We start from the raw sequence: 25,803 nt of genomic DNA, 5'->3' as shown, positions 1-25,803 counted from the left end.
GCTGCGCAGGCATGAGCGATGCGAGTGAGCTGCCGTCCCGCGCCGACGTCGTGATCGTCGGATCGGGGCACAACGGGCTGGTCTCCGCCGTCCTGCTGGCCCGCGCCGGGCTGGACGTGCTGGTGCTGGAGGCGGCGGAGGTGATCGGCGGGGCCACCCGCACCGAGAACCCGTTCCCGAAGGTGCCCGCGCTGCGCCACTCCACCGGGTCGTACCTGCTGGGGTTGATGCCGCCGGAGCTGCTCGCCACCCTCGACGTCCGCATCCCGGTGCTGCGCCGGGACCCGCACTACTTCCTGCCCACCCCGGGCGGGCCCGGCGCGCCGTACCTGCTGTTCGGCAGCGACACCGCGGCGACCCGGCGGCAGCTCACCGAGTTCTTCTCCTCCGCCGACGTGGCCGCCGACGACGCGCTCCAGACCGAGCTGGCGCAGCTGCGCGCCGACCTGGCCCCGGCCTGGCTGGCCGAGCCGCTGCCGGTGGAGCAGACCGCCGAGCGCTACGTCCGCCCCGAGCTGCGGCAGGTCTTCGTCGACCTGGTCCGTGGTTCCGTCGCCGACTACCTGGCCCGTTTCGACTTCCGCTCCGAGCTGCTGGTCAGCATGTACGCGGTCACCGACGGGTTGTCCGGGCTCAACGCCGGACCGGACGACCCCGGCACCGGCCACAACTTCCTGGTGCACAACATGTGCCGGCTGCCCGGCGCGGACGGCACCTGGATGATCGCCGAGGGTGGGATGGGCACCGTCTCCCGCACCTTCGCCGAGGCCGCCCGCGCCGCCGGAGCGACCATCCTGACCGGTGCCCGGGTCGACGCCGTCACCCTGTCCGGGGGCGCGGCGTCGGGTGTCCGGCTCGCCGACGGGCGGGAGGTCGCCGCCGAGGTGGTACTCGGCGCGTGTGACCCGTACCGGCTGATGGAGCTGGTGCCCGACGGCGCGCTGCCGGCGGAGCTGGGCGCGCGGATGGCGGCGGTCCGCCGGCCCGGCACCACCCTCAAGCTCAACCTGGCGCTGACCGGGCTGCCCAGGTTCTCCTGCCTACCGGCCGACGCGCCCAGCCCGTTCGGGTCCACCATCCACCTGCTCCCCGGGTCGGCGTCGCTGGTCGGGGGCGGCGGCGAGTCACCGATGGCGGCGCTGCGGGCGATGTGGGCCGACGTGCGGGCCGGGCGGCTGCCCGACGAGCCGACCATCGAGTGGTACCTGCACACCACCGTCGACCCGTCGCTGTCCGACCCGGCCGGGCACCACTCGTCGGCGCTGTTCGTCCAGTCGGTGCCCTACACGCTGGCCGGCACCGACTGGGACACCGCGCTGCCCGGCTACGTCACCCGGCTGGTGGAGATCTGTGAACGGTACGCCCCGGGCACCGGTGACCTGATCGCCGACGCGGTGCCGCTGCCCCCGCCCGGCATCGAGGCGCACTTCGGCATCACCGGCGGGCACATCCACCACGTCGACAACACCGTCTCGTTCACCGACCGGATGCCGTACGCCACCGGCATCGACGGGGTGTACGCCGGCAGCGCCGGCTGCCATCCGGCGGGCAGCGTGATCGGCGCGGCCGGCCACAACGCCGCCCAGCGCATCCTCGCCGACCTGGGCCGCTGACGCCCGACCGGCCGTTGACCCCGACCGGTCCGGCCTCCGCTCAGGCGGGGGTCGGCCGGGAGGAGGGCAGGTCGCCGGGGCCCCGGACCAGGTAGAGCCCGGTGAGCAGGAAGTACGCCGCGAGGCTGAGCACCGGGTCGACGAACGAGATGCCGAACGCGACGACGTACAGCACCGGGCCGAGCAGGAACCGGCGGGCCACGGCGCGGGCCAGCCGGGGGTCCAGCCCCGGGTCGAGCAACCGACGACGCCGGGCCCACCACCAGCTCAGGTTGAAGAACAGCGCCTCGCCGAGCACCGTGCCCACGTAGAGCGCGGCGGTCAGCCGCTGGTCGGCGACGGTGCCCCGCAGGTTGTCGGCGAGCAGGCTGGCCGCGAACGGGATGGCCGCGACGAACAGCAGCAACAGCAGATTGAGGACGAGCAGCATCTGGTCGACCTTGACGACGTACCGCCACATGTTGTGGTGGGTCAACCAGACCTGCCCGACGATCACGAACGTGATCACGTACGCCAGGTAGGCGGGCCACTCGTGGAACAGCGCCCCGGGCAGGTCCTGGCCCTCGGGCCGCTGCGGGCTGAGTTGGAGCAGCTCCACCGCCATCAGGGTGAGCACGATCGCGATCACCGCGTCGCTGAACGCCTCCACCCGCGACGCGTCCCGCTCCTTCTCCCGCCGCTGCCCGAACTCGTACGCCCCCTCCTCATCCTCCCCCACCCCACCCCCTACGCCCACCCTCACCCTCCGCCCTCCATGCCTGTGTCGATCATGGAGTTGTGGTGCCCGGGGTGTACCGGTTCAGGGCCTTTGCGGCCCAGCACAACTCCATGATCGCCGGAAATGGGGGTGGGGTGGGGTGGGAGGGGGTGGGGTGGGACGGGGGTGGGGGGTTAGGGGGTTTGGGTGCGGGCGGCGCGGATCTTGTGGCCGACGCTGGTGAGGCAGCGGCCGGAGGGGAGGTCGAACTTCCAGCCGTGCAGCTGGCAGGTGAGCTGGTCGCCCTCGACGATGCCGAACCGGGTCAGGTCCGCCTTCAGGTGCGGGCAGCGGCGCTGCACCACCCAGTCGCCCAGGGTGACGTCCTCGGCGTCGACGGCCCGCTCGTGCTCGTCGTACCAGCCCTCGGCGTACTGGAGGCGCTCGGTGGACAGGCACTTGAAGAAGGCGTAGACGAACTCGTTGTACTGCCCGATCCGGGCCGCCGAGAAACGGCAGGACAGGAAGAGCGAGTTGACCCAGTCGACCTCGTCGATGTAGAGCAGGTGCTCGATCAGCGCCCGCTCGGTACGGAACCGGTACCGGACCTTCTCGTCGGCGTACGGCCGGACCTGCTTGCCGGGGAAGTCCACCACGATCGACTCGACGCTGTCGCCGTCGTAGCCGACCAGGTCGAAGCGGACCGGGCCGCCGACGCCCTTGGCCAGGTAGATCGACTCGTCGAGCAGCGGCTCGATCCGGCGCTTCATCCCGGCCAGCACGTCGATCTCGGGGTGCCGCCAGGACGCCTTCTCGGCCTCGATGACGCCGCGCTTACGCTCCCGCATCTCCTCCAGGTGCGCGGTCTTGTTCGCGAAGAACTCCTCGACCGGCTGCGGGTGGGTGGTGGTCGCGCCGGAGGTGGTCACCTCGGCGACGCTGCCCGGCAGCAGCACGATGCCGTTGGTGCCGCCGACCTTCGCGTACTCGGACAGGAACACCGACTGGTCCGGGAAGATGTTGCCCTCGTCGCCGTGGATGTCGTTGAACTGCCACAACGCGTCGTCGAGGAAGCACGGCGGGCCGGCGATCGGGAAGACGTGGTCGGCCTTCAGGTCGTCGATGTAGCGCCAGGTCCGGTCGAACTGCCGCTCCCGCTTCTGCTTGCCGAACGCGGTCTTCGCCGCCTGCGGCAGCTCGTAGACCATCGGGTACCAGATCGCGCCGGAGAACTGGAGCAGGTGCGCGTGCACGTGGCCCAGCTCGGCGAAGACGGTCAGGTCGGTGGGGCGGGCGTCGTTCTGGTTGAGCAGCCGGACCCCGTCGTACTCCACCCAGAGCGACGAGTCGCCGATCGGGCCGTCGGTCGGGCTGGTCAACGCCTGGATCATGATCTTCAGGCCGCCGTCCAGCTCCACCACCTGCTCGTTGGGGGCCCGCAGGAACTTCGTGAAGCCCAGCGCCCGCAGCTCGTCCTCCATCTCCGAGGTGGGGAACTCGGGCAACAGGACGGTGGCGTCCTTCGAGACGAACTCGCGCAGGTGCTTGGCGTCGAAGTGGTCCCGGTGCAGGTGCGACACGTACAGGTAGTCGACCCGGCCCAGGGTCTCCCAGTCGAGCAGGGAGTTGTCGGGGAACGGGAACCACGAGGCGAAGTAGGCCGGATTGACCCACGGGTCGCACAGGATGCTGCCCGCAGCCGTGTCGATCCGCATGCTGGCGTGTCCCGTACCGGTCACTCGCACCGCAGTCCCCCTCAAACAGACAATCAAGGTGTACGTCAGAACGCTACCGGAGGCAGTGTGGTCGACGGCCCGCGACGCCGGTAGAGCCGACCCGCCCCACCGGAAGGGGACCTTGGGCCCGGGTACCACCCCGGCCGGCCATCCCACCCGGTGGCGTGGTCCTGCGCCGCACCGCGCCCCCAGCAGGGCGGACCCCGCACCGGGCCCGGGGCGGGGCGTGCCAGACTAACCGGAGATCCGATCGCGAGGGAAGGACCGACAGTGGCAGGAAGCGAGCCGGTAACCGCGCCAGATCAGCACAGGCCCGGGCACCGCAAGGCCGGGCGGATCGGCGCGGTGCTCTCCGCGTTGGCGCTGCTGGCGATGCTGTGCGGCAACCACGAGGGCAAGGTCGAGGACATCTGGCTGGTCGGCCTGGCCGTGCTGTTGCTGGCGATCGTCGTCGGCGACGCCGTGCTGCGTCGCAGCGGGCTGCGCTCCTGACGCACCGCCCCCCGCAACGCCACGAGGGCCCATCCCCGGTCGGGGGTGGGCCCTCGTCACGTGTGGTGGATCACCGGCCGAAGAGGATGTCCTGCACGTCCTTGAGCGCGGCGTCGACCTCGGCCTCGAAGTAGCCGCCCGGTACCAGCCCGAAGCGCAACGTGTCCAGGTCCTTCGGGTTGACCGGCATCTGGTTGCGGCCCTGCATCCCACCGAGCAGGCTCTCGAAGAACCGGTCCACCTGGTCCGGGTCGTACCCGCTGCCGAACCGGCGCACCTGGAAGCTGCGCCGGATCTGGTCGACCCGGTACAGCTCGCTGCCCGGCGGGCCGGCCATCGGCGGACCCACCATCGGCGGGCCGCCGACCGGCGGACCCATCGGCGCGGGCGGGCCACCCAGCGGCGGGCCACCCAACGACTGCGGCGGCATCGGCGGCGGGCCGGCCGGGCCCCGGCCACGCATGTCCCGGGGGTCGCGGTCCAGCATGGGGTCCCGCTCCGGCATCCGGTCCCGGTCGGGCATGCGGTCCCGGTCCGGCATGCGGTCGTACTCGGGCATCCGGTCGCGGTCCAGCATGCGGTCCCGCTCCGGCATGCGGTCCCGGTCGGGCATCCGGTCCGGCATGCGGTCCCGGTCCGGCATCCGGATCTCGGCGGTCATGTCGGCACGGCCGTGCCGACCGGCCTCGAACCCGTCGAAACGCTGCTCGTCGGGGGGTGGGCCGTAGCCACTGCCCGGACCGGCCGGCAGACCACGCGGCGGCGGGCCACCGTGACCCATCGGCGCACCCGGACCGGGGCCCATCGGGCCGCCGGGGCCCGGCCCCAACTGGCCGCGTGGAGCGTCGTACCCGCCACGCGGGGCGTCGTAGCCGCCGGCGAAGGCGCCGGTCGGCTCGTCGTAGCGGCTGCCGTAGCGGTCGGGTGGGCCGGGCTGCGCCGGCATGGCGCGCGGCGGCATCGGCGGCGGGGTCTGCGGGAGGCCCCGGTGGTCGTCACGCATCGGCGGGGCGAGCCGGTCCACGCCGCGCGGGTCGGCACCGCGACCGGCCGGGGCGGACCGTTCCTCCAGCTCGGCCAGCTGCCGCTCCACCCGGTCCAGGTGCAGGTCGACCTGCCACTCGTCGTAACCGTTGAAGCGGACCCGGAAGACGACGTCGTGGACCTCCTGGGAAGCCACCGGAGCACCGACCGGCTGACCGGCGAGGGTCGCCTCCACCCGATCCAGGAAGGCGTCGACCTCGTCGACCTTGTAGCCCCGGCGGAGCGCCTTACGCCGGAAACGCTGACCCTGACTCGCCACTATGTCTCCTGGTCTCGTACCGCTACGCCCGGTCGCGCCCACGCGGCGCTTCGCTGTCACTGTCCCCCGCGGCAGCCAACTGCCCGCACGCACCGTCGATCTCACGCCCCCGGGTGTCACGCACCGTGGTGGACACGCCGGACCCGCGCAACCGTCGGACGAACTCCCGTTCCACCGGCTTGGCGCTGGCGTCCCACCGGCTGCCCGGCGTCGGATTGAGCGGGATGAGGTTGACGTGCGCCGACCGTCCGGCCAACAGGCGTCCGAGCAGGTCGGCCCGCCACGGTTGATCGTTCACGTCCTTGATCATCGCGTACTCGATCGACACCCGGCGGCCCGTCGTCGCCGCGTAGTCCCACGCTGCGTCCAGCACCTCGGCTACCTTCCAGCGCTGGTTGACCGGCACGAGTTCGTCGCGCAGCTCATCATCGGGCGCATGCAGCGACAACGCAAGGGTCACCGAGAGGTCTTCGCTGGCCAGTCGGCGGATGGCCGGCACCAGACCGACCGTGGAGACGGTGATGTGACGCTGCGACAGACCCAGCCCCTCCGGGGCCGGCGCGACCAGCCGCCGGATCGCCGTGACGACCCGGGAGTAGTTGGCCAACGGCTCACCCATGCCCATGAACACGACGTGGGACAGCCGGGGCGGCGAACCGGCCACCGCGCCCGAGGCGGCGACGCCGGCCAGGTAGACCGCCTGGTCGACGATCTCGGCGGCGGAGAGGTTGCGGGTCAGCCCGGCCTGGCCGGTGGCGCAGAACGGGCAGGCCATGCCGCACCCCGCCTGGCTGGAGATGCAGACGGTGACCCGGTCCGGGTAGCCCATCAGCACGCTCTCCACCAACGAACCGTCGTGCAGCCGCCACAGCGCCTTGCGGGTGGCGCCGTCGTCGCAGGCCAGCTCGCGGACCGGGGTGAGCAGCCGGGGCAGCAGCGCCCCCGCCAGCCGGTCCCGGCTGGCCGCCGGCAGGTCGGTCATCTCCGCCGGGTCGCGGACCAGTCGACCGAAGTAGTGGTGGGAGATCTGCCGGGCCCGGAAGGCCGGCTCGCCCAGCTCGGTGACGAGCGCCTTCCGGCCCGGCAGATCGAGATCGGCCAGGTGCCGGGGAGGCATCGCCGGGCGGCGGCCGGGGGCGTCGGGGTCAACGGGGATCACAGGCAGGCTCGTCATGGCTGGTCCAGTCTGTCACGCCGTGTGCCGCAGCCGCCCGTCCGGAGGCGCCGAATCGACCCCCACCGCCGGGACCGTCCGGGTGGCACCGCGTGATTCATCCCTCAGCCCACCGCCGGTACGAGGACCGCCAGCAGCAGATAAGCGGTGGGTACGGCGAACAGGATCGAATCCAGCCGGTCCATCAGCCCCCCGTGCCCCGGTAACAGGCTGCTCATGTCCTTCACGCCCAGATCCCGTTTGATCATCGACTCGGCGAGGTCACCCAGCACCGCCGCCACCGAGACCGCCACCCCGAACAGCGCGCCCCACCAGGGGGCCACGTCGAAGAGCAACCAGATCAGCAGGGCGCTGCCGACGGCCGCCGCGACGATCGAACCGGCGAACCCCTCCCAGGACTTCTTCGGGCTGATCCGGGGTGCCATCGGGTGCTTGCCGAAGTTCGCCCCGGCGGCGTACCCGCCGGTGTCGGAGAGCACCACGCCGGCCACGGTGACCAGCACCCGCAACGGGCCGTCGCCGGGGGCCGCCGCGAGCATCGCCGCGAAGCCGCCCAGGAACGGCACGTAGACCGCGATCAGGGTGGCCGCGGTGATGTCCCGTTGGAAACCGGCCGGACCGTCACCCAACCGCCAGATCATCGTGCCCAGCACGGTGACCAGCAGGCCCAGGCTCAGCGCGTCGGGGCCGGCGAACCAGGCCAGCCCGATGGTGAGCACACCACCGGCGAGCAGCGGCACCAGCGGCGGATGGGCGCCGCTGCGCCGTACCGCGCGGGCCATCTCCCAGATGCCGACCCCGATCGCGCCGGCCAGCACGGCCAGGAAACCGGGGAGGAAGAAGAAGAGCGGAACCAGGACCAGCGCACCGAGCCCGAGCCCGACCCCGATCGCGGCCGGCAGGTTGCGCCCGGCCCGGCCGGTCGACGGCTGCCCGGTGGCGGGCCGCTCGGCGCTGGCCCGCCGCCGGCCCCGGGACCGCCGGCCGGGCGGTGGCTCCTGCGGGTCGGCGTCGGCCTCCGGCCGGACAGCGTCGTCGTCCCGGACGGGGGTGAACGGCGGCGCGGTGGGGACGGCGTCGTCGCGGACCGGAGGCAGCTGGGCGGTCGGGGCGTCGTCGTCGCGGACCGGGGGTAGCTGCGAGGTCGGGGCGTCGTCGTCGGCGAACGGCCGCCCGGCCGGCGGCGGGTCGTACGGACCGTCAGGCGACTCGTCGTGCCGGCGCACGGGCGGTCGGGGCGGAGCCTGCGGCACCGCGGACAGGTCGGTGCCCGACTGCCGGGGAGACCACGGTTCGACCTCCCGGTCCGGCCAGGGCAGCGCCGGGGGACGGTCGGACCGCTCCCAGCCACGGGGCTCGGTGCCGCTGTAGGGGTCGAGGGGGGACATCACGTACCGGACGACGGTACGAGTGCCACCACATGACGCAAGACCACAACCATCCCCTACCCGCGTGACTACTTCGGTTGACCGGCCCGACGACCGATCGATCCCCGCCGTTCACCGCCAGGTGGCCGGGAATCGTGCCGAGCCTACTGCACGGGCCGGCCGGGCACGGTGGACGCCGGGCCCGGTTGGCCAGCGGTGGCGTCCGTGCCGCCCGCCCGTCGGCCCCGTCGCGGCGGCCCGTCACCGCGCGGAGACGGTGGGTTCCGCGTGGTGTCCCCGCCGGCCCGAGCCCCGGGCGATCGGGGAGACGGTCCCCGCCGCCGACACCTCCACGACACGACCACCTCCCCGACGGCGGTGACCTCACGACAGAGACCTCAACGACAGAGACCTCAACGACAGAGACTTCAACGACGGCGGCGACCTCAACGACAGCGGCACCGGAGCGACGCCGCCGTCAGGCGGTGCCGCGCCGGTGCCGTGGCGGCCGGGAGGTCAGACCTCGAGCAGCTCCGACTCCTTGTGCTTGACCAGCTCGTCGACGGTGGCCACGTACCGCTGGGTCAGGTCGTCGAGTTCCTTCTCGGCGCGGCGGCCGTCGTCCTCGCCGACCTCGCCGTCCTTGACCAGCCGGTCCAGCTCTTCCTTGCCCTTGCGGCGGACGTTGCGGACCGCCACCTTGGCCTCCTCGCCCTTGTGCCGGGCCACCTTGATCATTTCGCGGCGGCGTTCCTCGGTCATCTGCGGGAGCAGGATGCGCAGCTGGTTGCCCTCGTTGTTCGGGTTCAACCCGAGGTCCGAGTCGCGGATCGCCCTCTCCATGGCATTGATCTGCGAGTTGTCGTACGGCTTGATGATGACCATGCGCGGCTCCGGCACCCCGATGGACGCCATCTGGGGCAGCGGGGTCGGCGTGCCGTAGTAGTCGATGATGACCTTGGAGAACATGGCGGCGTTGGCGCGACCGGTACGGATGGCGCCGAACTCCTCCTTGGCGTGCTCGACCGCACGCTCCATCTTCTCCTCGGCCTCGAGGAGGGTGTCGTCGATCACCGGTCTCCTCGCCTCCTTCTGTTGCTCGTCGTGGGCTGATCTGCTGCTCTGGTGCGGAGGACCGCTGCGGTGGCCGGCGGGATCGGTCAGGCGGTGATCAGCGTACCGATCTTGTCGCCGCCGACGGCCCGGATGATCGTGTCCTCGCCCTGGGCGCCGAAGACCAGCATCGGCAGCCCGTTCTCCATGCAGAGGCTGAACGCCGCCGCGTCGGCCACCCGCAGGTTACGGCGCAGCACCTCGGAGAAGGTGATCGAGTCGAACTTGCTGGCGTCCGGGTCGATCCGCGGGTCGGCGCTGTAGACGCCGTCCACGCCGTTCTTGCTCATCAGCACCACGTCGGCGCGGATCTCCAGGGCCCGCTGGGCGGCCACCGTGTCGGTGGAGAAGTACGGCATCCCGGCGCCCGCGCCGAAGATGACCACCCGACCCTTCTCCAGGTGCCGGATCGCCCGCAGCGGAATGTACGGCTCGGCGACCTGGGCCATCGTGATCGCGCTCTGCACGCGCGTCTCGATGCCCTCCTTCTCCAGGAAGTCCTGCAACGCCAGGCAGTTCATCACGGTGCCCAGCATGCCCATGTAGTCGGCGCGGGCCCGGTCCATGCCGCGCTTCTGCAACTCGGCGCCCCGGAAGAAGTTGCCGCCGCCGACCACCACGGAGACCTGCACACCACGTCGTACGACGGTGGCGATCTGCCGGGCGATGGCCTGCACGACGTCCGGGTCGACACCGATCGCCCCACCGCCGAACACCTCGCCGGAGAGCTTCAGCACCACTCGGCGGGCGCGGCCGGGCGGCGGCGCCGTCGGGTCGTCCGCCTCCAGGCTCCGGTCGTTCACAACCTGTGTCATCCGCCCCGCCCTTCCCGCGCGCACGTCGACCGCGCCGCGTCACCGCGTACCTGCCCGTTGCCGACCCTATGTGACGAGGAGGCCGCGGTGCCTGTCACGTACACCGGCGGCCTCCTCGTCGACGTTGCGTGCCCGCCCGGGCGCGGTGTCCGCGCCCGGTCCGTGGGCGGCTCAGGCCTGGCCGACCTCGAACCGGAGGAAGCGGGTCACTTCGATGCCGGCCTCGGCCAGCACCTGCTTGACGGTCTTCTTGTTGTCGGCGACCGACGCCTGCTCGATCAGGACGTAGTCCTTGAAGAAGGCGTTCACCCGACCCTCGACGATCTTCGGCAGGGCCGCCTCGGGCTTGTTCTCCTCGCGGGCGGTCTGCTCGGCGATGCGCCGCTCGGACTCGACGACGTCGGCCGGCACCTCGTCGCGGGTGACGTACTTCGGGCGCATCGCGGCGATCTGCATCGCGGTGCCCCGGGCGTCGGCGTCGGCGGCCTCGTCGGTCTTGCCGGTGTACTCCACCAGCACGCCGACGGCCGGCGGCAGGTCCTGGCTCTTGCGGTGCAGGTAGACCGCGACGGTGCCGTCGAGCTTGGCGAAGCGGTTCAGCACCAGCTTCTCGCCGATCTTGGCGGACTGCTCCTGGACCAGGTCGGCGACGGTCTTGCCGTCCAGCTCGGTGGCGAGCAGCTCCTCGGCGGTGCCGACACCGCTGCGCTCACCGTGCTCGACCAGCTGCTGGGCCAGGGCGACGAAGGCGTCGGTCTTGGCCACGAAGTCGGTCTCGCAGTTGAGCTCCAGCAGCGCCTTGCCCGAGTGCGCGATGAGGCCGTTGGCGGCGGTCCGCCCGGCCCGCTTGCCGACGTCCTTCGCGCCCTTGACGCGCAGGATCTCGACGGCCTTGTCGAAGTCGCCCTCCGCCTCGGTGAGCGCCTTCTTGCAGTCCATCATGCCGGCGCCGGTGAGGTCGCGGAGCTTCTTGACATCCGCGGCGGTGAAGTTGGACATGACTCTCTCTTCGGTGTTGAGACTGCGGTGGGTGGTCTGAGATACCGGTCTACCCGGAACAGCGCCGGACGTGCCCGGCAGAAACCGTCGCACCCCGCCGCCCGGTCGTCCGGGCGGCGGGACGCGACGGTGCGGTCACTCGGCGGCGGCGGTGGCCGGCTGCTCGGCCGGCGGCTGCGCGTCGGCAGCCGGCTGCTGAGCCTCGGCCGCCGGCTGCTCGTCGGCCTTCTTCGGCTCCAGCAGCTCGCGCTCCCACTCGGCCAGCGGCTCGTCGCTGCCGACCTGACCCGCCTCCGGCTTCTCGTCGCCACCGCGACGCCGGCCGGAACGGGCGATCAGGCCGTCGGCGACGGCGGCGGCCACGACCTTGGTCAGCAGCTCGGCGGAGCGGATCGCGTCGTCGTTGCCCGGGATCGGGAAGTCGACCTCGTCCGGGTCACAGTTGGTGTCCAGCACCGCGATCACCGGGATGCCCAGCTTGCGGGCCTCGTCGACGGCGATGTGCTCCTTCTTGGTGTCGACGATCCAGACCGCGGCCGGGAGCTTCTGCATGTCCCGCAGACCACCGAGGGTCTTGGTGAGCTTGGTCTTCTCGCGGAACAGCTGGAGGGTCTCCTTCTTGGTGTACCCGGCGGCGGTGCCGGTCAGGTCACCCAGCGCCTCCAGCTCCTTCATCCGCTGGAGCCGCTTGTACACCGTCTGGAAGTTGGTCAGCATGCCACCGAGCCAGCGGTGGTTGACGTACGGCTGACCGACCCGGGTCGCCTGCTCGGAGATGGCCTCCTGAGCCTGCTTCTTGGTGCCGACGAACAGGATGCTGCCGCCCTCGGCCACCGTGTTGCGCACGAAGTCGTACGCCTTCTCGATGTAGTCGAGGGTCTGGCGCAGGTCGATGATGTAGATGCCGTTGCGCTCGGTCATGATGAAGCGCTTCATCTTCGGGTTCCAGCGCCGGGTCTGGTGCCCGAAGTGGACACCGCTCTCCAGCAGCTGACGCATGGTCACGACGGCCATGGTGGGGTACTCCTCAAGATCCCTGGTTGTTCCGCCCGACCGGTGGCCGGGCGTCCTGGCGCCTGGTCGCCGGCCATGGTGGGCCCGACGAGATCGGGACCAGGGAGGCCGTCGCCCCACGACGAGACGTGGAGAGGGCACGCGAGGTCGACCGCGCAAGGCGGTCGCCAAGAGCCCAGTGTACGCCCCCACCCCGCCACCCGGCCCCGGGCTCCCCTCCGGCGCACGGACGGTCCCGGGACGGGGGGCGGCCACGATGCGGCCACCCACGGCCCAGCAGGCTGGCGCACGGGTCAGCGGACGGCGAAAGCCCCGGTAGGCGGGTCAGCGGCGACGGGAGCTGCCGGTGGGCGGGTCAGCGGGCAGCGAGGGCGGCGGCGACGAAGAGGACCAACCCGATGGTGAGATAGGCGGTCGGTGGGCGCAGCCAGCCCCGGTCGCCGTCGGCCATCGCCAGCCCGCCGGCCCGCAGCCCGTACAGGCCGCCGGCGAAGATCGGCAAACCGAGCACCAGGAAGACGCCCACGACGACGTGCGCCACCGGGACCGGATCGCCGGTCAGTCCGTGCAGCAGCACCCGCAGCGCCGGGATCTCGAAGACCAGCACCGACAGGCCCAGCAGCGCCGCCAGCGCCGGCCGCCGGGTCCGGTAGACGCCGTCGGAGGCCGGCGCGCCCGTCCGGTACGCCCCGTCGGGGCCGGCCACGCCGTCCGGGCGGGGCACGACCGGCGCCATCGGGCCGGTCGGCACCTCCAGCGGGGAGGGCTCGGCCGGCCGGTTCGGCTCGACGATCGGATAGTTGCCCAGTGCCGCCGGTCGACCCGCCTCGGAGCCGGCCAGCGGGCCGACCCCGCTGACCCCCAGCACACCGGAGTCGGCGGCGAACCGACCGGTGCCGCCGTCAGCCGCGCCGAGCCGACCGGCACCGCCCGACCGGCCCGGGTCGCCGACGCCCCGGTCCACCCCGGTGCCGGTCAGCAGGCCGGCCCCGGTGCCACCGGCACCCCGCACCGGGAGGCCACCGAGCGCCCCGACGCCGGTGTCGCCGCTCGACCGGGGTGCGCCGAGCGGACCGCTCCCGGTGTCACCCACGCTCCGCCCCAGGCCGGTGTCGCCCAACCGGCCCGTGCCGGTGTCCGCCACACTCCGCCCCAGGCCGGCGTCCGTCAGGCGGCCGGTGCCGGTGTCCGCCACACTCCGTCCCAGGCCGCTGTCGGCCAGCCGGCCGGTGCCGGTGTCGCCGATGCCCCGGGGCGAGCCGCCGAGCGCTCCCGTGCCGGTGTCCCCGAGCGGCCCGGAGTCGCCGACACCGGACTCCCGGGCGGCCCGTCGACCCACCCGGTCGGTGGGGAGTTCGCCGGATACCTCCGGTTCGTCCCGACGGAGCCGGGTCGGCCGGTACCCGGCGGAGTCGCCCGCGCCGTCACCCAACGGGTCGGCCGCGTCGAAGCGTCCCGGGTCGAGGCGGTTCGCGTCCGCGTACCGCCCCTCCTCGGCAGCCCGCTGGTCGGGTGTCCGCAGCTCGTCGTACCGGCGCACCCCACTCGCCGTCCGCCAGTCCGGGTCGTCGTACGCCCGGTCCCGGCCGGCCGGGTACCAGCGCGACTCCTGATCTTCGGGGTAGCTCCGTCGTGCGTCCACGTCCGGCACGGTATGCGACCGACCCGTCCGACGCCATTCGCAGGTCGGACCGCTCGACAGGACCGATCGGGTCGATCATCCCCGGCGGTCGAACCGACCCCGAGCAGGGCGTATCCGGATGTCCTTAGCACGTCGGGGCCTTGATCGTCCGGTCGTCCACAGGCCGCCGGGTTGTCCACAGCCGGGGCGACGGGGGTCGCGTCCCGCCCGTCCCCACCCGGACGCTGACCGCCATGACCAACCGGAACCAGGCGATCGGCGCGTACGGCGAGCGGTGCGCCGTACGCCATCTGATCGGGGCCGGGCTGCGCCCGGTGGCCCGCAACTGGCGCTGCCGCGCGGGCGAGATCGACGTCATCGCCTGGGACGGCCCGGTCCTCGCCTTCTGCGAGGTGAAGACCCGCCGGGGGGACACCTACGGCAGTCCCGCCGAGGCGATCGTCCCGGCCAAGGCCCGGCGGTTGCGCGGGCTCGCCGTGCGCTGGTTGGCCGAGACCGGGACCACCGCCGACGAGGTCCGCTTCGACGTCCTGTCGGTCCGGCTGCCAACCGCCGGTCCGGCCCGGGTCGAGCATCTCAAGGGGGCCTTCTGATGGCCGGCGGGCACCAGGACGAGGGCCGGCGAGTCCGGGCGGGGGTGGCGGGGTGAGCTACGCCAAGGTGCTCGGGGTGGGCCTGGTCGGTGTCACCGGCCACCTGGTCGAGGTCGAGGCGGACCTCTCCCCCGGGCTGCCCGCGGTCGTCATCTCCGGGCTGCCGGACACCGCCCTGCACGAGGCACGGGACCGGGTCCGCGCGGCCGTGGTCAACTCGGGGCAGCGCTGGCCCAACCGCCGGATCACCCTCAACCTGCTGCCCGCCACGCTGCCCAAGTACGGCTCGGCCTTCGACCTGGCCATCGCGGTCGCCCTGCTCGGTGCCGCCGGTGAGCTGCCGCTGCTGCCGGTGGAGGGGGTGGTGGTGCTCGGTGAGTTGGGGCTCGACGGGACGGTCCGGCCGGTTCGTGGCGTACTGCCGATGGTCACCGCCGCCGTGCGCGCCGGGCTGGACCGGGTGGTCGTACCGGTGGGGAACGCGGCGGAGGCGGCGGTGATCCCCGGGGTACGGGTCCGCGCCGTCGACACGCTGCACCGGCTGGTGGCCTTCATCCGAGACGGGACGCCGCTGCTCAAACCACCGGCCCCCGCCCCCGCCGAGGCGGCGGCCGGGCCGGATCTCGCCGACGTCGCCGGGCAGGGCCTGGGCCGACGCGCGGTGGAGGTGGCGGCGGCCGGCGGACACCACCTCTCCCTGCTGGGGCCACCCGGTGCCGGCAAGACGATGCTCGCCGAGCGGTTGCCGTCGATCCTGCCGGAACTCGACGACGCCGCCGCGCTGGAGGTGACCGCGCTGCACTCGATCGCCGGCACCCTGCCGCCGGACGGGCGGCTGCTGCGTCGTCCACCGTTCCAGGCACCACACCACTCGGCCACCGTGGCGTCCCTCGTCGGCGGTGGCTCGGGACTGGCCCGGCCGGGTGCGGTGTCGCTGGCGCACCGGGGCGTGCTCTTCCTCGACGAGGCCGCCGAGTTCAGCAAGGCCGCCCTGGAGGCGTTGCGCCAACCGCTGGAGAGCGGGCAGGTGCACCTGACCCGGGCCCGGGGCGGCACCCGCTACCCGGCCCGGGTGCAGTTGGTGCTGGCCGCCAATCCCTGCCCCTGCGCCCGGCCCGGCGGCGACACGCTCTGCGAGTGCAGCCCACTGGCCCGCCGGCGGTATCTCGGCCGGCTCTCCGGTCCCCTGCTCGACCGGATCGACGTACAGGTCCGGGTGCTGCCGGTACGGGCGGCGGAACTGATGGGCACCGACCCCGACGGTGAGCCGTCGGCGGCGGTCGCCGCCCGGGTGGCGGCGGCGCGCGGGGCCGCCGCCGAACGGTGGGCCACGGTCGGCCACCGGCTCAATGCGGAGGTGCCCGGCCCGCTGCTGCGCCGCCCACCGTGGCGGCTCGCCGCCCGGGCCACCGCCGAATTACGCGGTCGACTCGACCGGGGTTCGCTCTCGGCCCGGGGCTTCGACCGGATCATCCGGCTCGCCTGGACGATCGCCGACCTCGACGGTCGGACCCGGCCCGATCAGGAGGACGTCCGGGAGGCCATCGGCCTCAGAACGGGGGAAGAAGCGTGACCAGCATCGAGGACCTGCACGCCCGGGTGGCGCTCACCTGGCTCGCCGAGCCGGGCACCCGGTCGGTGTACCGCCTGGTGGACCGGCTGGGTGCGGTGGCCACCCTGGAGTTGCTGCTCGACGGCGGTGCGCCCGACGACGGTTTGCGGGCGACGGTGGCGGCCCGGCTGGACGCCGGCGATCCCAGGACGGTGGCGGCCGGGGCGGTGGCGCTCGCCGACCGGCTCGGCGCGCGGATCGTCTGTCCTGCCGACGACGAGTGGCCCGCTCCACTGGGTGACCTGGAAGGGCTCGAACTGCCCGGGGCGAGCCGTAAGGTCGACCGGGAGACCGCCCCACCGCTGTGCCTGTGGATACGCGGCGGGTGGCCGCTGGCCGAGGTGCTGGACCGCTCGGTCGCGGTGGTCGGCGCACGGGCCGCCACCGGGTACGGCTCACACGTCGCCACCGAGCTCGGATACGGCCTGGCCGACCGGGGGTGGACGGTGGTCTCCGGCGGCGCGTTCGGCATCGACGCCGCCGCCCACCGGGGCGCGTTGAACGCCGGTGGGGTGACGGTGGCGGTGCTGGCCTGCGGGGTGGACCGGCCCTACCCGATGGGCAACTCGGCGCTCTTCGACCGGATCGCCGAGACCGGCCTGCTGGTCAGCGAATGGCTGCCGGGCGCGGAGCCGTTGCGTCCCCGTTTCCTGATCCGCAACCGGGTGATCGCCGCCGGGACCCGGGGCAGCGTGCTGGTCGAGGCGGCGGCCCGCAGCGGCGCGGCCCAGACCATGCACCGGGCGATCGCCCTCCGACGCCCCTCGATGGTGGTGCCCGGCCCGGTCACCTCGGCGCTGTCCGTCGGCGCGCACGAACTGCTGCGCGAGTACGGGGACACCCGGCTCGTCACCGGGCTCGCCCACGTGCTGGAGGAGGTGGGGCGGATCGGGGTCGACCTGGCACCACCCGCCCGGGGTGCGGCCCGCCCGACCGACGTCCTCGACGACGAGGCGACCATGCTGCGCGAGTCGATGCCCCGACGTGGCACGGTCGGCGCGGACGTGCTGGCCGCCCGGGCCGGCGTTCCGGTCCGGACGGCGCTACGCAAACTCGCTCTGCTGGAGGAATTGGGCCTGGTGGCCCGCCGCGACGACGGCTACGCCCTCACCAGGCCACCGTCGCGCTGAGGCGGAGGCGGAGGCGACGGATGCCACCTGAAGGTGCCACCCCGGTGGACGGGTTCGGATGCGATGATCGCTGCCGTGTCGATTCCCCGTCGTTCCGTCCTCGGTCTCGGGTTCGCCGCCGCCCTCGGGCTGACCGGCTGCGCGCGGCACCCGTCCACCGGGCCGGCCGGCTCCTGGGCCACCCCCGCCCCCGGTGACGGCTCGCAGGGCGGCCAGGGTGCGGCGGCTGCCGGCCGACCGGGGGCCGCCGCCCGGGGGGCCGCCCCGACCGCGACCAGAAAGCCGCGCACCCTCACCGTGGCGCTCCAGCGCTACCTGCAGCCCACCACCGAGAACCCGAAGCACCCGACGTACGCCGGAGCGGTGGTGCTGGCGACGACCGACGGTGAGCCGACCGACCACCTGGCGGTCGGTGAGGCGCTGCGCTACGACGCCGGGCCGGTGCTGCTGCCGGCCGCGAAGCGGGTCGCCATGCGGCCCGACTCGATCTTCGACCTGGCCTCACTCACCAAGGTCTACACCGCGATCCTCACCCTGCAACAGGTCGACAGTGGGCGGATCGACCTGGACGCGCCGGTGGTGCGCTACCTGCCCGGGTTCACCGGCACCGGCAAGTCCGCCGTCACCGTGGCGATGCTGCTCGCCCACACCAGCGGCCTGCCGGTCGGCGCGAAGGTGACCGGCTACTCGACGATGGCGCAGCGCTGGCAGGCGGTGCTGGCCACGCCGCTGGTCACCGGAGCCACCCCGGGCACGGTCTTCCGCTACTCCAGCGTCGGGCTGATGGTGGCCGGCAAGATCGTCGAGAAGGTCACCGGGCTCAGTCTCGACCGGGCCCTGAAGACCAACCTGACCGAACCACTCGGGCTACGGTGGACCGGCTTCAACCCCAACACCTGGCTCGGTTCGGCCGACCGGGCCAACCGCCTGGTCGCCACCGACGCCCGGTCCTCACGGGGACTGCTGCGGGGCGTGGTGCACGACGACGTCGCCAACCACCTCGGCGGCATCGCCGGCCATGCCGGCATCTTCGCCACCGCCGAGGAGGTCGCGGTCATCGGGCAGCTCCTGCTCGACGGCGGCAGCTACGGCGGGAAGCGGATCCTCGCCGAGAGCACCGTCGCCCGGATGCTGCGCAACGCCAACACCGGGTTGCCCGCCGTCGACCCGGACCGGCCGAACCGCACCTCCGACCACGGCCTCGGGGTGGTGCTCAACCAGCCCTGGTTCATGGGCAGGCTCGCCCGGCCCACCACCTTCGGACACACCGGGTTCACCGGCACGTCGTTCCTGGTCCAACCGGACCGTCGTCGGGTGCTGGTGCTGCTGACCAACCGCGCCCACCCGAACTGGAGCTGGGCCGACCCGGACCCGGCCCGCGTCGCCGTGGCCAACGCGTTCGCCTGACCCGCTCCCGCCGCCGGCCGGACCACGGCCCGAGTACCCCCACGCCCACCGGCCGTCCACCCGACTCCTCCGGCAGGCCGTCCACCGTTGGGCAGCCAGCCGGGGCCGGCGGGTCGTCCGGTCGGCGGTGTTTCCTGTCGGCGTCCGTAGGCTGGGCCGGTGAACCCGGACGAGTGGTCGGTCGCAGGTCGTCAACCGTCGACCCCGGCAGTTGCCGCCGGGCGACCTCGGCGATGGCAGTGCGATGAGTAGTCGCGGGCCGGGGACCCGGGCCACCCACCAGGCACTACCGCCGGCCATGCGGGACGCGGTCGACGGATTCGCCGTGCACCTGGCGCAGGTACGCAACCGCTCCGCACACACCGTCCGGGCGTACGTCGCCGACCTGGTCTCGCTGCTCGACCACGCGGTCCGGATGGGTTGCACAGCCCCCGCCGACCTGGATCTGGGCGTGTTGCGGAGTTGGCTGGCTAAGCAGCGGACCACCGGCGCGGCGTCCAGCTCGTCGGCGCGACAGGCCGCCGCGGCACGTACCTTCAGCGGCTGGGCCCACCGGTCCGGTCTCCTGGCGACGGACGTGGCCGCGCCGCTGGCCACCCCGAAGACGCGTCGGGAGCTACCGGTGGTGCTCCGCGCCGACCAGGTCGCCACCCTCGTGGAGAGCCCGGGCCGCAACCGGCCCACCACCCAGGGCCGGGACCGGCCCACCACCCCGGGACACGACCGGCCCACCACCCCGGGACGCGACGTGCCTCCCGCCGCGCTACCCGACGCTCCCCCCGCCGGGACACCGTCCGACCCGACCACCGGCGGGGCCACCCCGGAGCTGGACCCGGCGGAGGAGGCGGTCCTGGTACGTGACCGGGCGCTGCTCGAACTGCTCTACGCGACCGGCGCGCGGATCAGTGAGGTGTGCGGTCTGGACACCACGGACATCGACCGGGAACGTCGGGTGATCCGGGTCCTCGGCAAGGGCAACCGGGAACGGACGGTCCCGTACGGGCTGCCGGCGCAGCGGGCGGTCGACAGGTGGTTGGCGGCCGGTCGGCCCGAACTGGCCGGCCCGGACTCCGGGCGGGCCCTGTTCCTCGGTGCCCGGGGCGGGCGGCTGCACCCGACGACGGCGCGGCGGATCGTGGCGGGGTACGCGCGGGCCGCCGGGCTACCGCCGACCAGCCCGCACGGGCTGCGGCACTCGGCGGCCACCCACCTGTTGGACGGCGGGGCCGACCTGCGGGCGGTGCAGGAGCTGCTGGGGCACTCGTCCCTGGGGAGCACCCAGATCTACACCCACGTGTCGGTGGAACGACTCCGCGCCGCCTACCGGCAGGCCCATCCCCGGGCCTGACCGCCCTCCGGGGCCGGCGCCGGCCCGCCCGGGGAGTCGTGCGGCCACGCCGTCGGTGAGGTGCGGTGACCGGTGACGATCGGTCCGGCCGCCCGGCGGCATGCGGGCTACGATCGCCCGATGAGCGTCCCGACGCCGCCCGAGTCGATTCCCGGGGCCCGACTGCTCTTCACCCTCGATCCCTCGGTCAGTTACCTCAACCACGGTGCGTTCGGAGCGGTGCCGCTCAGCGTGCAGCGCACCCAGCAGCGGCTGCGCGACGAGATGGAAGCCAACCCGCAGCGCTTCTTCGGGATGGCGCTGATCGACCGGCTCGCCCACACCCGGCGGCACCTGGCCACCTTCCTCGGTGCCGATCCGGAGGGCACCGCCCTGGTCGGCAACACCACGACGGGGGTGGCCGTGGTCCTCCAGTCGCTCGGCCTGCGCCCCGACGACGAGGTGCTCGGCACCGATCACGGGTACGGCGCGGTGAACTACTCCGTGGCCAGGGAGTGCCGCCGGACGGGCGCGACCACCCGTGCCTTGCACCTGCCCCGGTCGGCCACCGACGCGCAGATCGTGGAGATCGTCCGGGCCGGCCTGCGTCCGGGGCGTACCCGGTTGCTGCTGGTCGACCAGCTCACCTCGGCCACCGCCCGGGTGCTGCCGGTCGCCGCGCTGGTGGCGGTGGCCCGGGAACACGGCATCCCGGTGCTGGTGGACGCGGCCCACGTGCCCGGGATGCTGCCGGTGCAGGTCGACGCGATCGGGGCCGACTTCTGGGTGGGCAACCTGCACAAGTGGGGGTTCGCCCCGCGCGGCACCGCCGTGCTGGTCGTCGCCCCGTCGTGGCGGACGCGGATCGAGCCGTTGGTGGTGTCCTGGCAGCAGGCCGAGGGTTTTCCGGGCAACGTCGAGTGGCAGGCCACCCTCGACTACACGAGTTGGTTGAGCGCCCCGGCCGGTCTCTACGCGTTGCGCAGCCTCGGCGTCGAGCGGGTCCGGGCGCACAACGCCGCACTGGCGGCGTACGGGCAGCGGGTGGTCGGGGAGGCGCTCGGGGTGCCCCCGGCCGACCTGCCCGACCCGGGCGGGCCGGGGGTGGCGATGCGGATCGTGCCGTTGCCGCCGGGCGTAGCCGGCACCCTGGAGGAGGCCGCCACCCTGCGCGGCCGGATCGCCGATCGTCTCGCCACCGAGGTGGCGGTGATGGCCTGGCACGGGCGGGGTTGGCTGCGGCTGTGCGGGCAGGTCTACAACACCCCCGACGAGTACGAGCGGCTGGCGGCCCGGCTGCCGACGTTGCTGGCCGGGCGGGGCTGAGCCGAGGCCGGCGGAGCGCCGACCGCACCGGCAGGGTGCCGCGTCGTCCCGCCGGGCGGCCCCGTCCGGCCCGGCACCCCACCGCCGGCGGTCGCCGATGCCTGTGGGCCGGCCGGCGTCGTCGGGAGCACCGCCGGTGGCCGGACGGCGGTCCGCAGCGGCGTCAGGGGCCGGGCGGAAGCCGGCGGCGACGGTGGCACCGGGGCCGAGGCTGAGGTCGGCCGTCACCGGCAGCAGGCGGACCCGGCCGAGCCCGAGCAGGGCCAGCGGGTCGAGGTATTCCGGACCGCGTCGGGCCCCCCAGTGCAGGCAGTCGCCGGCCGGTGCGGCCGTCGCGGGGCAGCCCGGGTGCCCGGCCAGCAGCACGCCCAGAGGGGTGCCGGCCGCCACCACGTCACCGGTGTGCACCCGGGGACGTACCGGCTCGTAGGTGGTCCGCAGCCCCTGCGGGTGGCCGACGGTGACCACCGGTCGGCCGGCGACCATGCCGGCGAAGAGCACCGTGCCGGCGCCGGCGGCCCGGACGGTGGCACCGGGCACGGCGGCGAGGTCCACGCCCCGGTGGCCGGCGAGCCACGGCAGCGGCGGCGGGTCGAACCGGCGTACCGGTCGGGGCGGGCCGTCGAGCGGCCACCGGAACGCCGCTGCGGGCGCGGCCCGGACCGGGGCGGATCGTGGCGGGGTCGGCCGGCCGGGGAACCAGTGCGGGCCGAACACGAGCACGGCGACCCCGAGGGCCGTCACCTGCCGTAGTCCTGTGCGCATCACCGCAGCATGCCGGGGTCGCCCGCGTGGTGCCGCGCACCTGGTGTCCGCTGTGGATGAGGGGACGGGCTGTGGAAAACGCCCGTCGGGCCGGTGGATCTGTTATGCCGGCCGCCGCCGGGCGGAACGACGACGGTGCCGGCCGGCCGACCGGTCTAGGCTGACGGGATCGCAGTGCGGCGCGGACCGGGAGGCCACCGATGACCACCATGGACGACGTGAGCCGGCCCTCGCGGGTCGCCGGGGCGGACGAGGGGATCAGCGCGGAGGAACTCCGGTTGGCCGCCCGCAACCACGGCATACCGCTGGAAGCGTTGCGGTACGACGTCACCCCGGCCGGCCTGCACTACCTGCTCATCCACTACGACATTCCCGACCTCGACCCGGCGGCCCACGCGCTGACCGTGGACGGGGCGGTGGACCGGCCGCTCCGGCTCGGGCTGGCCGAGCTCCGGGAACGCCCCCGGGTGACCCACCGGGTGACGCTGGAGTGCGCCGGCAACGGCCGGGCGTTGCTGCACCCCCGCCCGGTCAGCCAGCCGTGGCTGGTGGAGGCGGTGGGCAACGCCGAGTGGACCGGCACCCCGCTGGCGCCGCTGCTCCGCGAGGCCGGGATCGCGCCCGACGCGGTGGACGTGGTGTTCACCGGCGCCGACCACGGCGTGGAGCGCGGGGTGGAGCAGGACTACCAGCGGGCCCTGCCGGTCGACGACGCGCTGCGCGACGAGGTGCTGCTGGCGTACGAGATGAACGGCGCTCCCCTGCTGCCCCAGCACGGCGCGCCGCTGCGGCTGATCGTCCCCGGCTGGTACGGCATGGCGCACGTCAAGTGGCTGCGCACGATCAGCGTGCTGACCCGGGAGTTCGACGGTTACCAGAACGCGGTGGCCTACCGGCTGCGGCGCGACGCCGACGATCCGGGGGTGCCGGTGACCCGGATCGAGCCCCGGGCGCTGGTCCGGCCGCCGGGTTTCCCGGACTTCATGTCCCGGTCCCGGGTGCTGCGGCCGGGGCCGTGCACGGTGGACGGACGCGCCTGGTCGGGGTACGGGCCGGTGGTGGCGGTGGAGGTGACCACCGACGGCGGGGCGAGCTGGTCACCGGCCACCCTGGACCCGCCGGCCGGCGGCGGGTGGTCGTGGCGACGCTGGCGGTACGAGTGGACGCCGCAGCCCGGCCGCTACGCGCTGGGGGCCCGGGCGACCGACGCGTCGGGGCGTACCCAGCCGGTGGAGCAGCCGTGGAACCGGGGTGGGTTCGCCAACAACCTCGTCCAGCGGGTGGACGTGCTCGTCGTCGCGGAGTGAGGTGGCCCGGTCCCGGCCCGACGTCGCCGGTGGGCGGCCGACGCGGGGGCGGGGGTCAGCTACCGAAGCCCGAGTCGGCCGGCAGCGAGATGTCGGGCTTCTCCAGCTCCTCGACGTTGACGTCCTTGAACGTCATCACCCGGACGTTCTTGACGAAGCGGGCGGGACGGTACATGTCCCACACCCAGGCGTCGTGCATCTCGACCTCGAAGTAGACCTCGCCGTCGGAGTTGCGCACGTGCAGGTCCACCTGGTTGGCCAGGTAGAAGCGGCGTTCCGTCTCCACCACGTAGGAGAACTGACGGACAATGTCGCGGTACTCCCGGTAGAGCTGCAGCTCCATCTCGGTCTCGTACTTTTCGAGATCTTCCGCGCTCATCGCACTCCGCCTTCCATGACCACATCTTCCCCCACCGGTGCCGGAGGCCGCGGCTGCTCGCCCAACGCCACGCCGACGGTACCCCCTGTCCGGCCCGAGCGCTCCATCGGCTCGGGAGCGGCTGCGCCGAGTGGCCGGCGGGCCCGGGGCGGGGTCCCCTCCCGGCCCGCGACGGCGGCCACGTTGACGTACGAGAACCGGTGCTCCACGCAGGGACCCCGCTCGCGCAGCGCCTCGGTGTGCTCGGCCGTGACGTACCCCTTGTGCTCGGCGAAGCCGTAGCCCGGGTGACGTCCGTCCAGCTCCACCATGATCCGGTCCCGGGTGACCTTGGCCAGTACGCTGGCCGCCGCCACGCAGGCCGCCACCCGGTCGCCCTTCCAGACCGCCAGCCCCGGCACGTCCAGCCCGTCCACCCCGAAACCGTCGGTGAGCACGTACTCGGGGCGGGTGGTCAGCGAGGCCAGGGCCCGGCGCATCGCGGCGAGGTTGCACACGTGCAGCCCCCGGGCGTCGACCTCCTCGGCCGGGACGACCACCACCGCGTACGCCAGGGCTCGGGCGACGACCTCGGCGTACACCCGCTCCCGGCTGGCCGGGGTGAGCAGCTTGGAGTCGGCAAGTCCCTCGATCTCGCCGCGTCGCCCCTCGGGCAGCACCGCGGCGGCGGCCACCAGCGGGCCGGCGCAGGCCCCCCGGCCAGCCTCGTCCGCGCCCGCGACGTGCCGGAATCCGCGCCGTTGCAAGGCCCGTTCCAGCGCGTAGAGCCCACCGTCGCGGCGCACCACCGTGCGCGGCGGGGTCAGCACGACGCCTCCGACGCGGGGGCCGCCGCCAGCACCTGGATGAGCAGGTCCGCCAGGTCGGCGGGATAGCACCGCTCGGCGGTGTCGGCCAGTTCGGCCGCCGACCACCAGCGGTGCCCGGTGACGCTGGCCCGCTCGATCGCGTCGAAGCCGGCCGTGTCCACCTCCCAGGTGGGTACCCGGGCCACGAAGAACTCCTGTTCCTGGCGGTACCACACGCCGTCGAAGGGAAACTCGATCGTCTCGGTGCGGACTGACCGGCCCAGCTCGGCCGGCGTCAGCCGCAGCCCGGTCTCCTCGGCCAACTCCCGGGCGGCCCCGACCGCCGGGGACTCCCCCGGGGTGAGCCCACCGCCGGGGGTGAACCAGTACCGGTGACCCGGGCGGGCCGGGTCGGTGCCCTCGAAGAGGAGCACCCGGCCGGGCGCGTCGACGAGCAGCACGCGGGCCGCACGTCGGGGGTGGAAGACGGTCACCGCATCAGACTGCCAGACGGTGCCGGCGGTCGGCCACGCCCGGGGCGGGCGCGGCCGGTCAGGGGTTGGGAATGTCGTCGAACGACTTCGGCACGGTGAGCCAGGTGGCCCGGTCGAACGGCCAGAACACGGTGAAGGCCCGACCCACGACCTCCCCCTCGGGGATGGTCGCGCTGTCGATGTTGCGGCCGGACTGCTGCCAGTGCTCCAGGGAGTCCCCGGAGGCCGAGCGGTGGTCACCCATCACCCAGAGCCGCCCCGCCGGGACGGTGATGTCGAACTCCTGGTCGGCGGGCTTGTCCTGCTGGCCGTTGGCGGAGTAGATGTACGGCTCGTCGAGGGACTTGCCGTTGATGGTCAGCCGGTCCTGTGCGTCGCAGCAGACCACGTGGTCGCCGCCGACCCCGATCACCCGCTTGATGAAGTCCTCACCGTCGGGGTTGCCGCTCCACTCGGTCGGCGCCTTGAACACCACCACCTCACCCCGGTGTGGTGAGCGGAAGTCGTAGACCAGCTTGTTGACCAGCACCCGATCGTCGATCTTGAGGGTGTTCTCCATGGACGGCGACGGGATGAAGAAGGTCTGCAGCACGAATGCGCGGACCAGCACCGCCACCAGGATCGCGACGCCCAGGAGAATGGGCAGCTCCTTCCAGAAGGAGCTGCGCGGCTTTTCGGTCTGCTCGTCAATCACGGGTGGAGCCTACGTC

The 25,803-nt window shown here is 73.4% G+C and carries 23 protein-coding genes and 1 pseudogene; 9 read left to right on the top strand and 15 right to left on the bottom strand.

Annotated features, from left to right (window positions below; all coding sequences use genetic code 11):
* Positions 1-11 precede the first annotated feature (11 nt).
* A complete protein-coding gene (locus tag ACN268_RS29050) occupies positions 12-1,613 on the top strand; it encodes a phytoene desaturase family protein (protein ID WP_421486189.1) in 1,602 nt (533 codons plus the stop codon).
* A gap of 40 nt (positions 1,614-1,653) precedes the next feature.
* On the opposite strand, the gene ACN268_RS29045 is transcribed toward ACN268_RS29050, so the two are convergent.
* On the bottom strand, positions 1,654-2,331 hold the full coding sequence (locus tag ACN268_RS29045; protein ID WP_421486188.1) for a TMEM175 family protein: 678 nt from the start codon (positions 2,329-2,331) through the stop codon (positions 1,654-1,656).
* A 173-nt stretch (positions 2,332-2,504) separates the two neighbouring features.
* A complete protein-coding gene (locus ACN268_RS29040) occupies positions 2,505-4,055 on the bottom strand; it encodes a Rieske 2Fe-2S domain-containing protein (RefSeq protein WP_421486186.1) in 1,551 nt (516 codons plus the stop codon).
* Between the two features lie 261 nt (positions 4,056-4,316).
* Here ACN268_RS29040 and ACN268_RS29035 point away from each other — a divergent pair, with 261 nt between their 5' ends.
* Positions 4,317-4,538: a DUF2631 domain-containing protein gene (locus tag ACN268_RS29035; protein WP_088645513.1), complete on the top strand. Its 222-nt coding sequence runs from the start codon at positions 4,317-4,319 to the stop codon at positions 4,536-4,538.
* Positions 4,539-4,608: 70 nt separating this feature from the next.
* Here the strand turns inward: ACN268_RS29035 and ACN268_RS29030 are convergent, their stop codons facing one another.
* The 8 genes from ACN268_RS29030 to ACN268_RS28995 form a co-directional block, all read right to left on the bottom strand.
* Complete coding sequence (locus tag ACN268_RS29030; protein WP_421486185.1) at positions 4,609-5,841, bottom strand: DivIVA domain-containing protein; 1,233 nt, start codon at positions 5,839-5,841, stop codon at positions 4,609-4,611.
* A 22-nt stretch (positions 5,842-5,863) separates the two neighbouring features.
* Complete coding sequence (rlmN, locus tag ACN268_RS29025; RefSeq protein WP_421486183.1) at positions 5,864-7,015, bottom strand: 23S rRNA (adenine(2503)-C(2))-methyltransferase RlmN; 1,152 nt, start codon at positions 7,013-7,015, stop codon at positions 5,864-5,866.
* Between the two features lie 104 nt (positions 7,016-7,119).
* Complete coding sequence (locus ACN268_RS29020; RefSeq protein ID WP_421487023.1) at positions 7,120-8,403, bottom strand: phosphatidate cytidylyltransferase; 1,284 nt, start codon at positions 8,401-8,403, stop codon at positions 7,120-7,122.
* Positions 8,404-8,898: 495 nt separating this feature from the next.
* Positions 8,899-9,456 carry a ribosome recycling factor gene (gene frr / locus ACN268_RS29015; protein WP_421486182.1) on the bottom strand — a complete coding sequence of 186 codons (558 nt, stop codon included), beginning with the start codon at positions 9,454-9,456 and terminating at the stop codon, positions 8,899-8,901.
* Positions 9,457-9,542: 86 nt separating this feature from the next.
* The gene (gene pyrH / locus ACN268_RS29010) at positions 9,543-10,310 is read right to left on the bottom strand and encodes a UMP kinase (protein ID WP_088645508.1); all 768 of its coding nucleotides are present in this window, start codon (positions 10,308-10,310) and stop codon (positions 9,543-9,545) included.
* A gap of 171 nt (positions 10,311-10,481) precedes the next feature.
* Positions 10,482-11,309, bottom strand: a complete 828-nt coding sequence (gene tsf, locus ACN268_RS29005) for a translation elongation factor Ts (protein WP_421486180.1) — start codon at positions 11,307-11,309, stop codon at positions 10,482-10,484.
* A 135-nt stretch (positions 11,310-11,444) separates the two neighbouring features.
* Entirely contained in the window at positions 11,445-12,323 is an 879-nt protein-coding gene (gene rpsB, locus ACN268_RS29000) for a 30S ribosomal protein S2 (RefSeq protein ID WP_421486178.1), read from the bottom strand.
* A gap of 355 nt (positions 12,324-12,678) precedes the next feature.
* Positions 12,679-13,965 carry a hypothetical protein gene (locus tag ACN268_RS28995; RefSeq protein ID WP_421486176.1) on the bottom strand — a complete coding sequence of 429 codons (1,287 nt, stop codon included), beginning with the start codon at positions 13,963-13,965 and terminating at the stop codon, positions 12,679-12,681.
* A gap of 233 nt (positions 13,966-14,198) precedes the next feature.
* Here ACN268_RS28995 and ACN268_RS28990 point away from each other — a divergent pair, with 233 nt between their 5' ends.
* From ACN268_RS28990 to ACN268_RS28965, 6 genes are all read left to right on the top strand, one after another.
* Positions 14,199-14,558: a YraN family protein gene (locus tag ACN268_RS28990; protein WP_421486174.1), complete on the top strand. Its 360-nt coding sequence runs from the start codon at positions 14,199-14,201 to the stop codon at positions 14,556-14,558.
* Between the two features lie 52 nt (positions 14,559-14,610).
* A complete protein-coding gene (locus ACN268_RS28985) occupies positions 14,611-16,131 on the top strand; it encodes a YifB family Mg chelatase-like AAA ATPase (RefSeq protein ID WP_421486172.1) in 1,521 nt (506 codons plus the stop codon).
* A complete protein-coding gene (locus ACN268_RS28980) occupies positions 16,128-17,300 on the top strand; it encodes a DNA-processing protein DprA (protein ID WP_421486171.1) in 1,173 nt (390 codons plus the stop codon). Before ACN268_RS28985 ends, ACN268_RS28980 begins: the two co-directional genes overlap by 4 nt.
* Positions 17,301-17,375: 75 nt before the next feature.
* Positions 17,376-18,707, top strand: coding sequence for a serine hydrolase domain-containing protein (locus ACN268_RS28975; RefSeq protein WP_421486170.1), 1,332 nt, complete (start codon positions 17,376-17,378; stop codon positions 18,705-18,707).
* Between the two features lie 244 nt (positions 18,708-18,951).
* Positions 18,952-20,055 carry a tyrosine recombinase XerC gene (locus tag ACN268_RS28970; RefSeq protein ID WP_421486168.1) on the top strand — a complete coding sequence of 368 codons (1,104 nt, stop codon included), beginning with the start codon at positions 18,952-18,954 and terminating at the stop codon, positions 20,053-20,055.
* Positions 20,056-20,175: 120 nt separating this feature from the next.
* Positions 20,176-21,360: an aminotransferase class V-fold PLP-dependent enzyme gene (locus ACN268_RS28965; RefSeq protein WP_421486167.1), complete on the top strand. Its 1,185-nt coding sequence runs from the start codon at positions 20,176-20,178 to the stop codon at positions 21,358-21,360.
* A gap of 210 nt (positions 21,361-21,570) precedes the next feature.
* Here ACN268_RS28965 and ACN268_RS28960 read toward each other — a convergent pair.
* Positions 21,571-22,125, bottom strand: a pseudogene (locus tag ACN268_RS28960) (murein hydrolase activator EnvC family protein); the annotation flags it as partial.
* Between the two features lie 200 nt (positions 22,126-22,325).
* Between ACN268_RS28960 and ACN268_RS28955 the strand changes: the two are divergent.
* Positions 22,326-23,432 carry a sulfite oxidase gene (locus ACN268_RS28955; RefSeq protein ID WP_421486166.1) on the top strand — a complete coding sequence of 369 codons (1,107 nt, stop codon included), beginning with the start codon at positions 22,326-22,328 and terminating at the stop codon, positions 23,430-23,432.
* Positions 23,433-23,487: 55 nt separating this feature from the next.
* Here ACN268_RS28955 and ACN268_RS28950 read toward each other — a convergent pair whose 3' ends face one another.
* From ACN268_RS28950 to lepB, 4 genes are read right to left on the bottom strand one after another with little or no spacing between them, the layout of a single operon-like run.
* The gene (locus ACN268_RS28950) at positions 23,488-23,811 is read right to left on the bottom strand and encodes a DUF2469 domain-containing protein (RefSeq protein WP_011905215.1); all 324 of its coding nucleotides are present in this window, start codon (positions 23,809-23,811) and stop codon (positions 23,488-23,490) included.
* Entirely contained in the window at positions 23,808-24,620 is an 813-nt protein-coding gene (locus ACN268_RS28945) for a ribonuclease HII (protein WP_421486165.1), read from the bottom strand. The genes ACN268_RS28950 and ACN268_RS28945 overlap by 4 nt, the downstream gene beginning before the upstream one ends.
* On the bottom strand, positions 24,614-25,093 hold the full coding sequence (locus ACN268_RS28940) for an NUDIX hydrolase (RefSeq protein ID WP_421486163.1): 480 nt from the start codon (positions 25,091-25,093) through the stop codon (positions 24,614-24,616). Before ACN268_RS28940 ends, ACN268_RS28945 begins: the two co-directional genes overlap by 7 nt.
* 58 nt (positions 25,094-25,151) lie before the next feature.
* Positions 25,152-25,787, bottom strand: a complete 636-nt coding sequence (lepB, locus tag ACN268_RS28935; RefSeq protein ID WP_421486162.1) for a signal peptidase I — start codon at positions 25,785-25,787, stop codon at positions 25,152-25,154.
* Positions 25,788-25,803 lie beyond the last annotated feature (16 nt).

It is taken from the genome of Micromonospora sp. WMMD735 (assembly GCF_049178995.1).
Lineage (GTDB): Bacteria > Actinomycetota > Actinomycetes > Mycobacteriales > Micromonosporaceae > Micromonospora > Micromonospora wenchangensis.
Note: the sequence above shows the minus strand (reverse complement) of the source record. Positions and strands in the feature narration are given on the sequence as shown.

What these genes read in the sequence shown, in the direction of transcription:
- ACN268_RS29050 (WP_421486189.1), top strand. Translation starts at nt 12, where the DNA reads ATGAGCGATGCGAGTGAGCTGCCGTCCCGCGCCGACGTCGTGATCGTC.
- ACN268_RS28970 (WP_421486168.1), top strand. Translation starts at nt 18,952, where the DNA reads ATGAGTAGTCGCGGGCCGGGGACCCGGGCCACCCACCAGGCACTACCG.
- ACN268_RS28950 (WP_011905215.1), bottom strand. Translation starts at nt 23,811, where the DNA reads ATGAGCGCGGAAGATCTCGAAAAGTACGAGACCGAGATGGAGCTGCAG.
- ACN268_RS28990 (WP_421486174.1), top strand. Translation starts at nt 14,199, where the DNA reads ATGACCAACCGGAACCAGGCGATCGGCGCGTACGGCGAGCGGTGCGCC.
- rlmN (WP_421486183.1), bottom strand. Translation starts at nt 7,015, where the DNA reads ATGACGAGCCTGCCTGTGATCCCCGTTGACCCCGACGCCCCCGGCCGC.
- pyrH (WP_088645508.1), bottom strand. Translation starts at nt 10,310, where the DNA reads ATGACACAGGTTGTGAACGACCGGAGCCTGGAGGCGGACGACCCGACG.
- ACN268_RS28965 (WP_421486167.1), top strand. Translation starts at nt 20,176, where the DNA reads ATGAGCGTCCCGACGCCGCCCGAGTCGATTCCCGGGGCCCGACTGCTC.
- tsf (WP_421486180.1), bottom strand. Translation starts at nt 11,309, where the DNA reads ATGTCCAACTTCACCGCCGCGGATGTCAAGAAGCTCCGCGACCTCACC.
- ACN268_RS28955 (WP_421486166.1), top strand. Translation starts at nt 22,326, where the DNA reads ATGACCACCATGGACGACGTGAGCCGGCCCTCGCGGGTCGCCGGGGCG.
- rpsB (WP_421486178.1), bottom strand. Translation starts at nt 12,323, where the DNA reads ATGGCCGTCGTGACCATGCGTCAGCTGCTGGAGAGCGGTGTCCACTTC.
- ACN268_RS29020 (WP_421487023.1), bottom strand. Translation starts at nt 8,403, where the DNA reads ATGTCCCCCCTCGACCCCTACAGCGGCACCGAGCCCCGTGGCTGGGAG.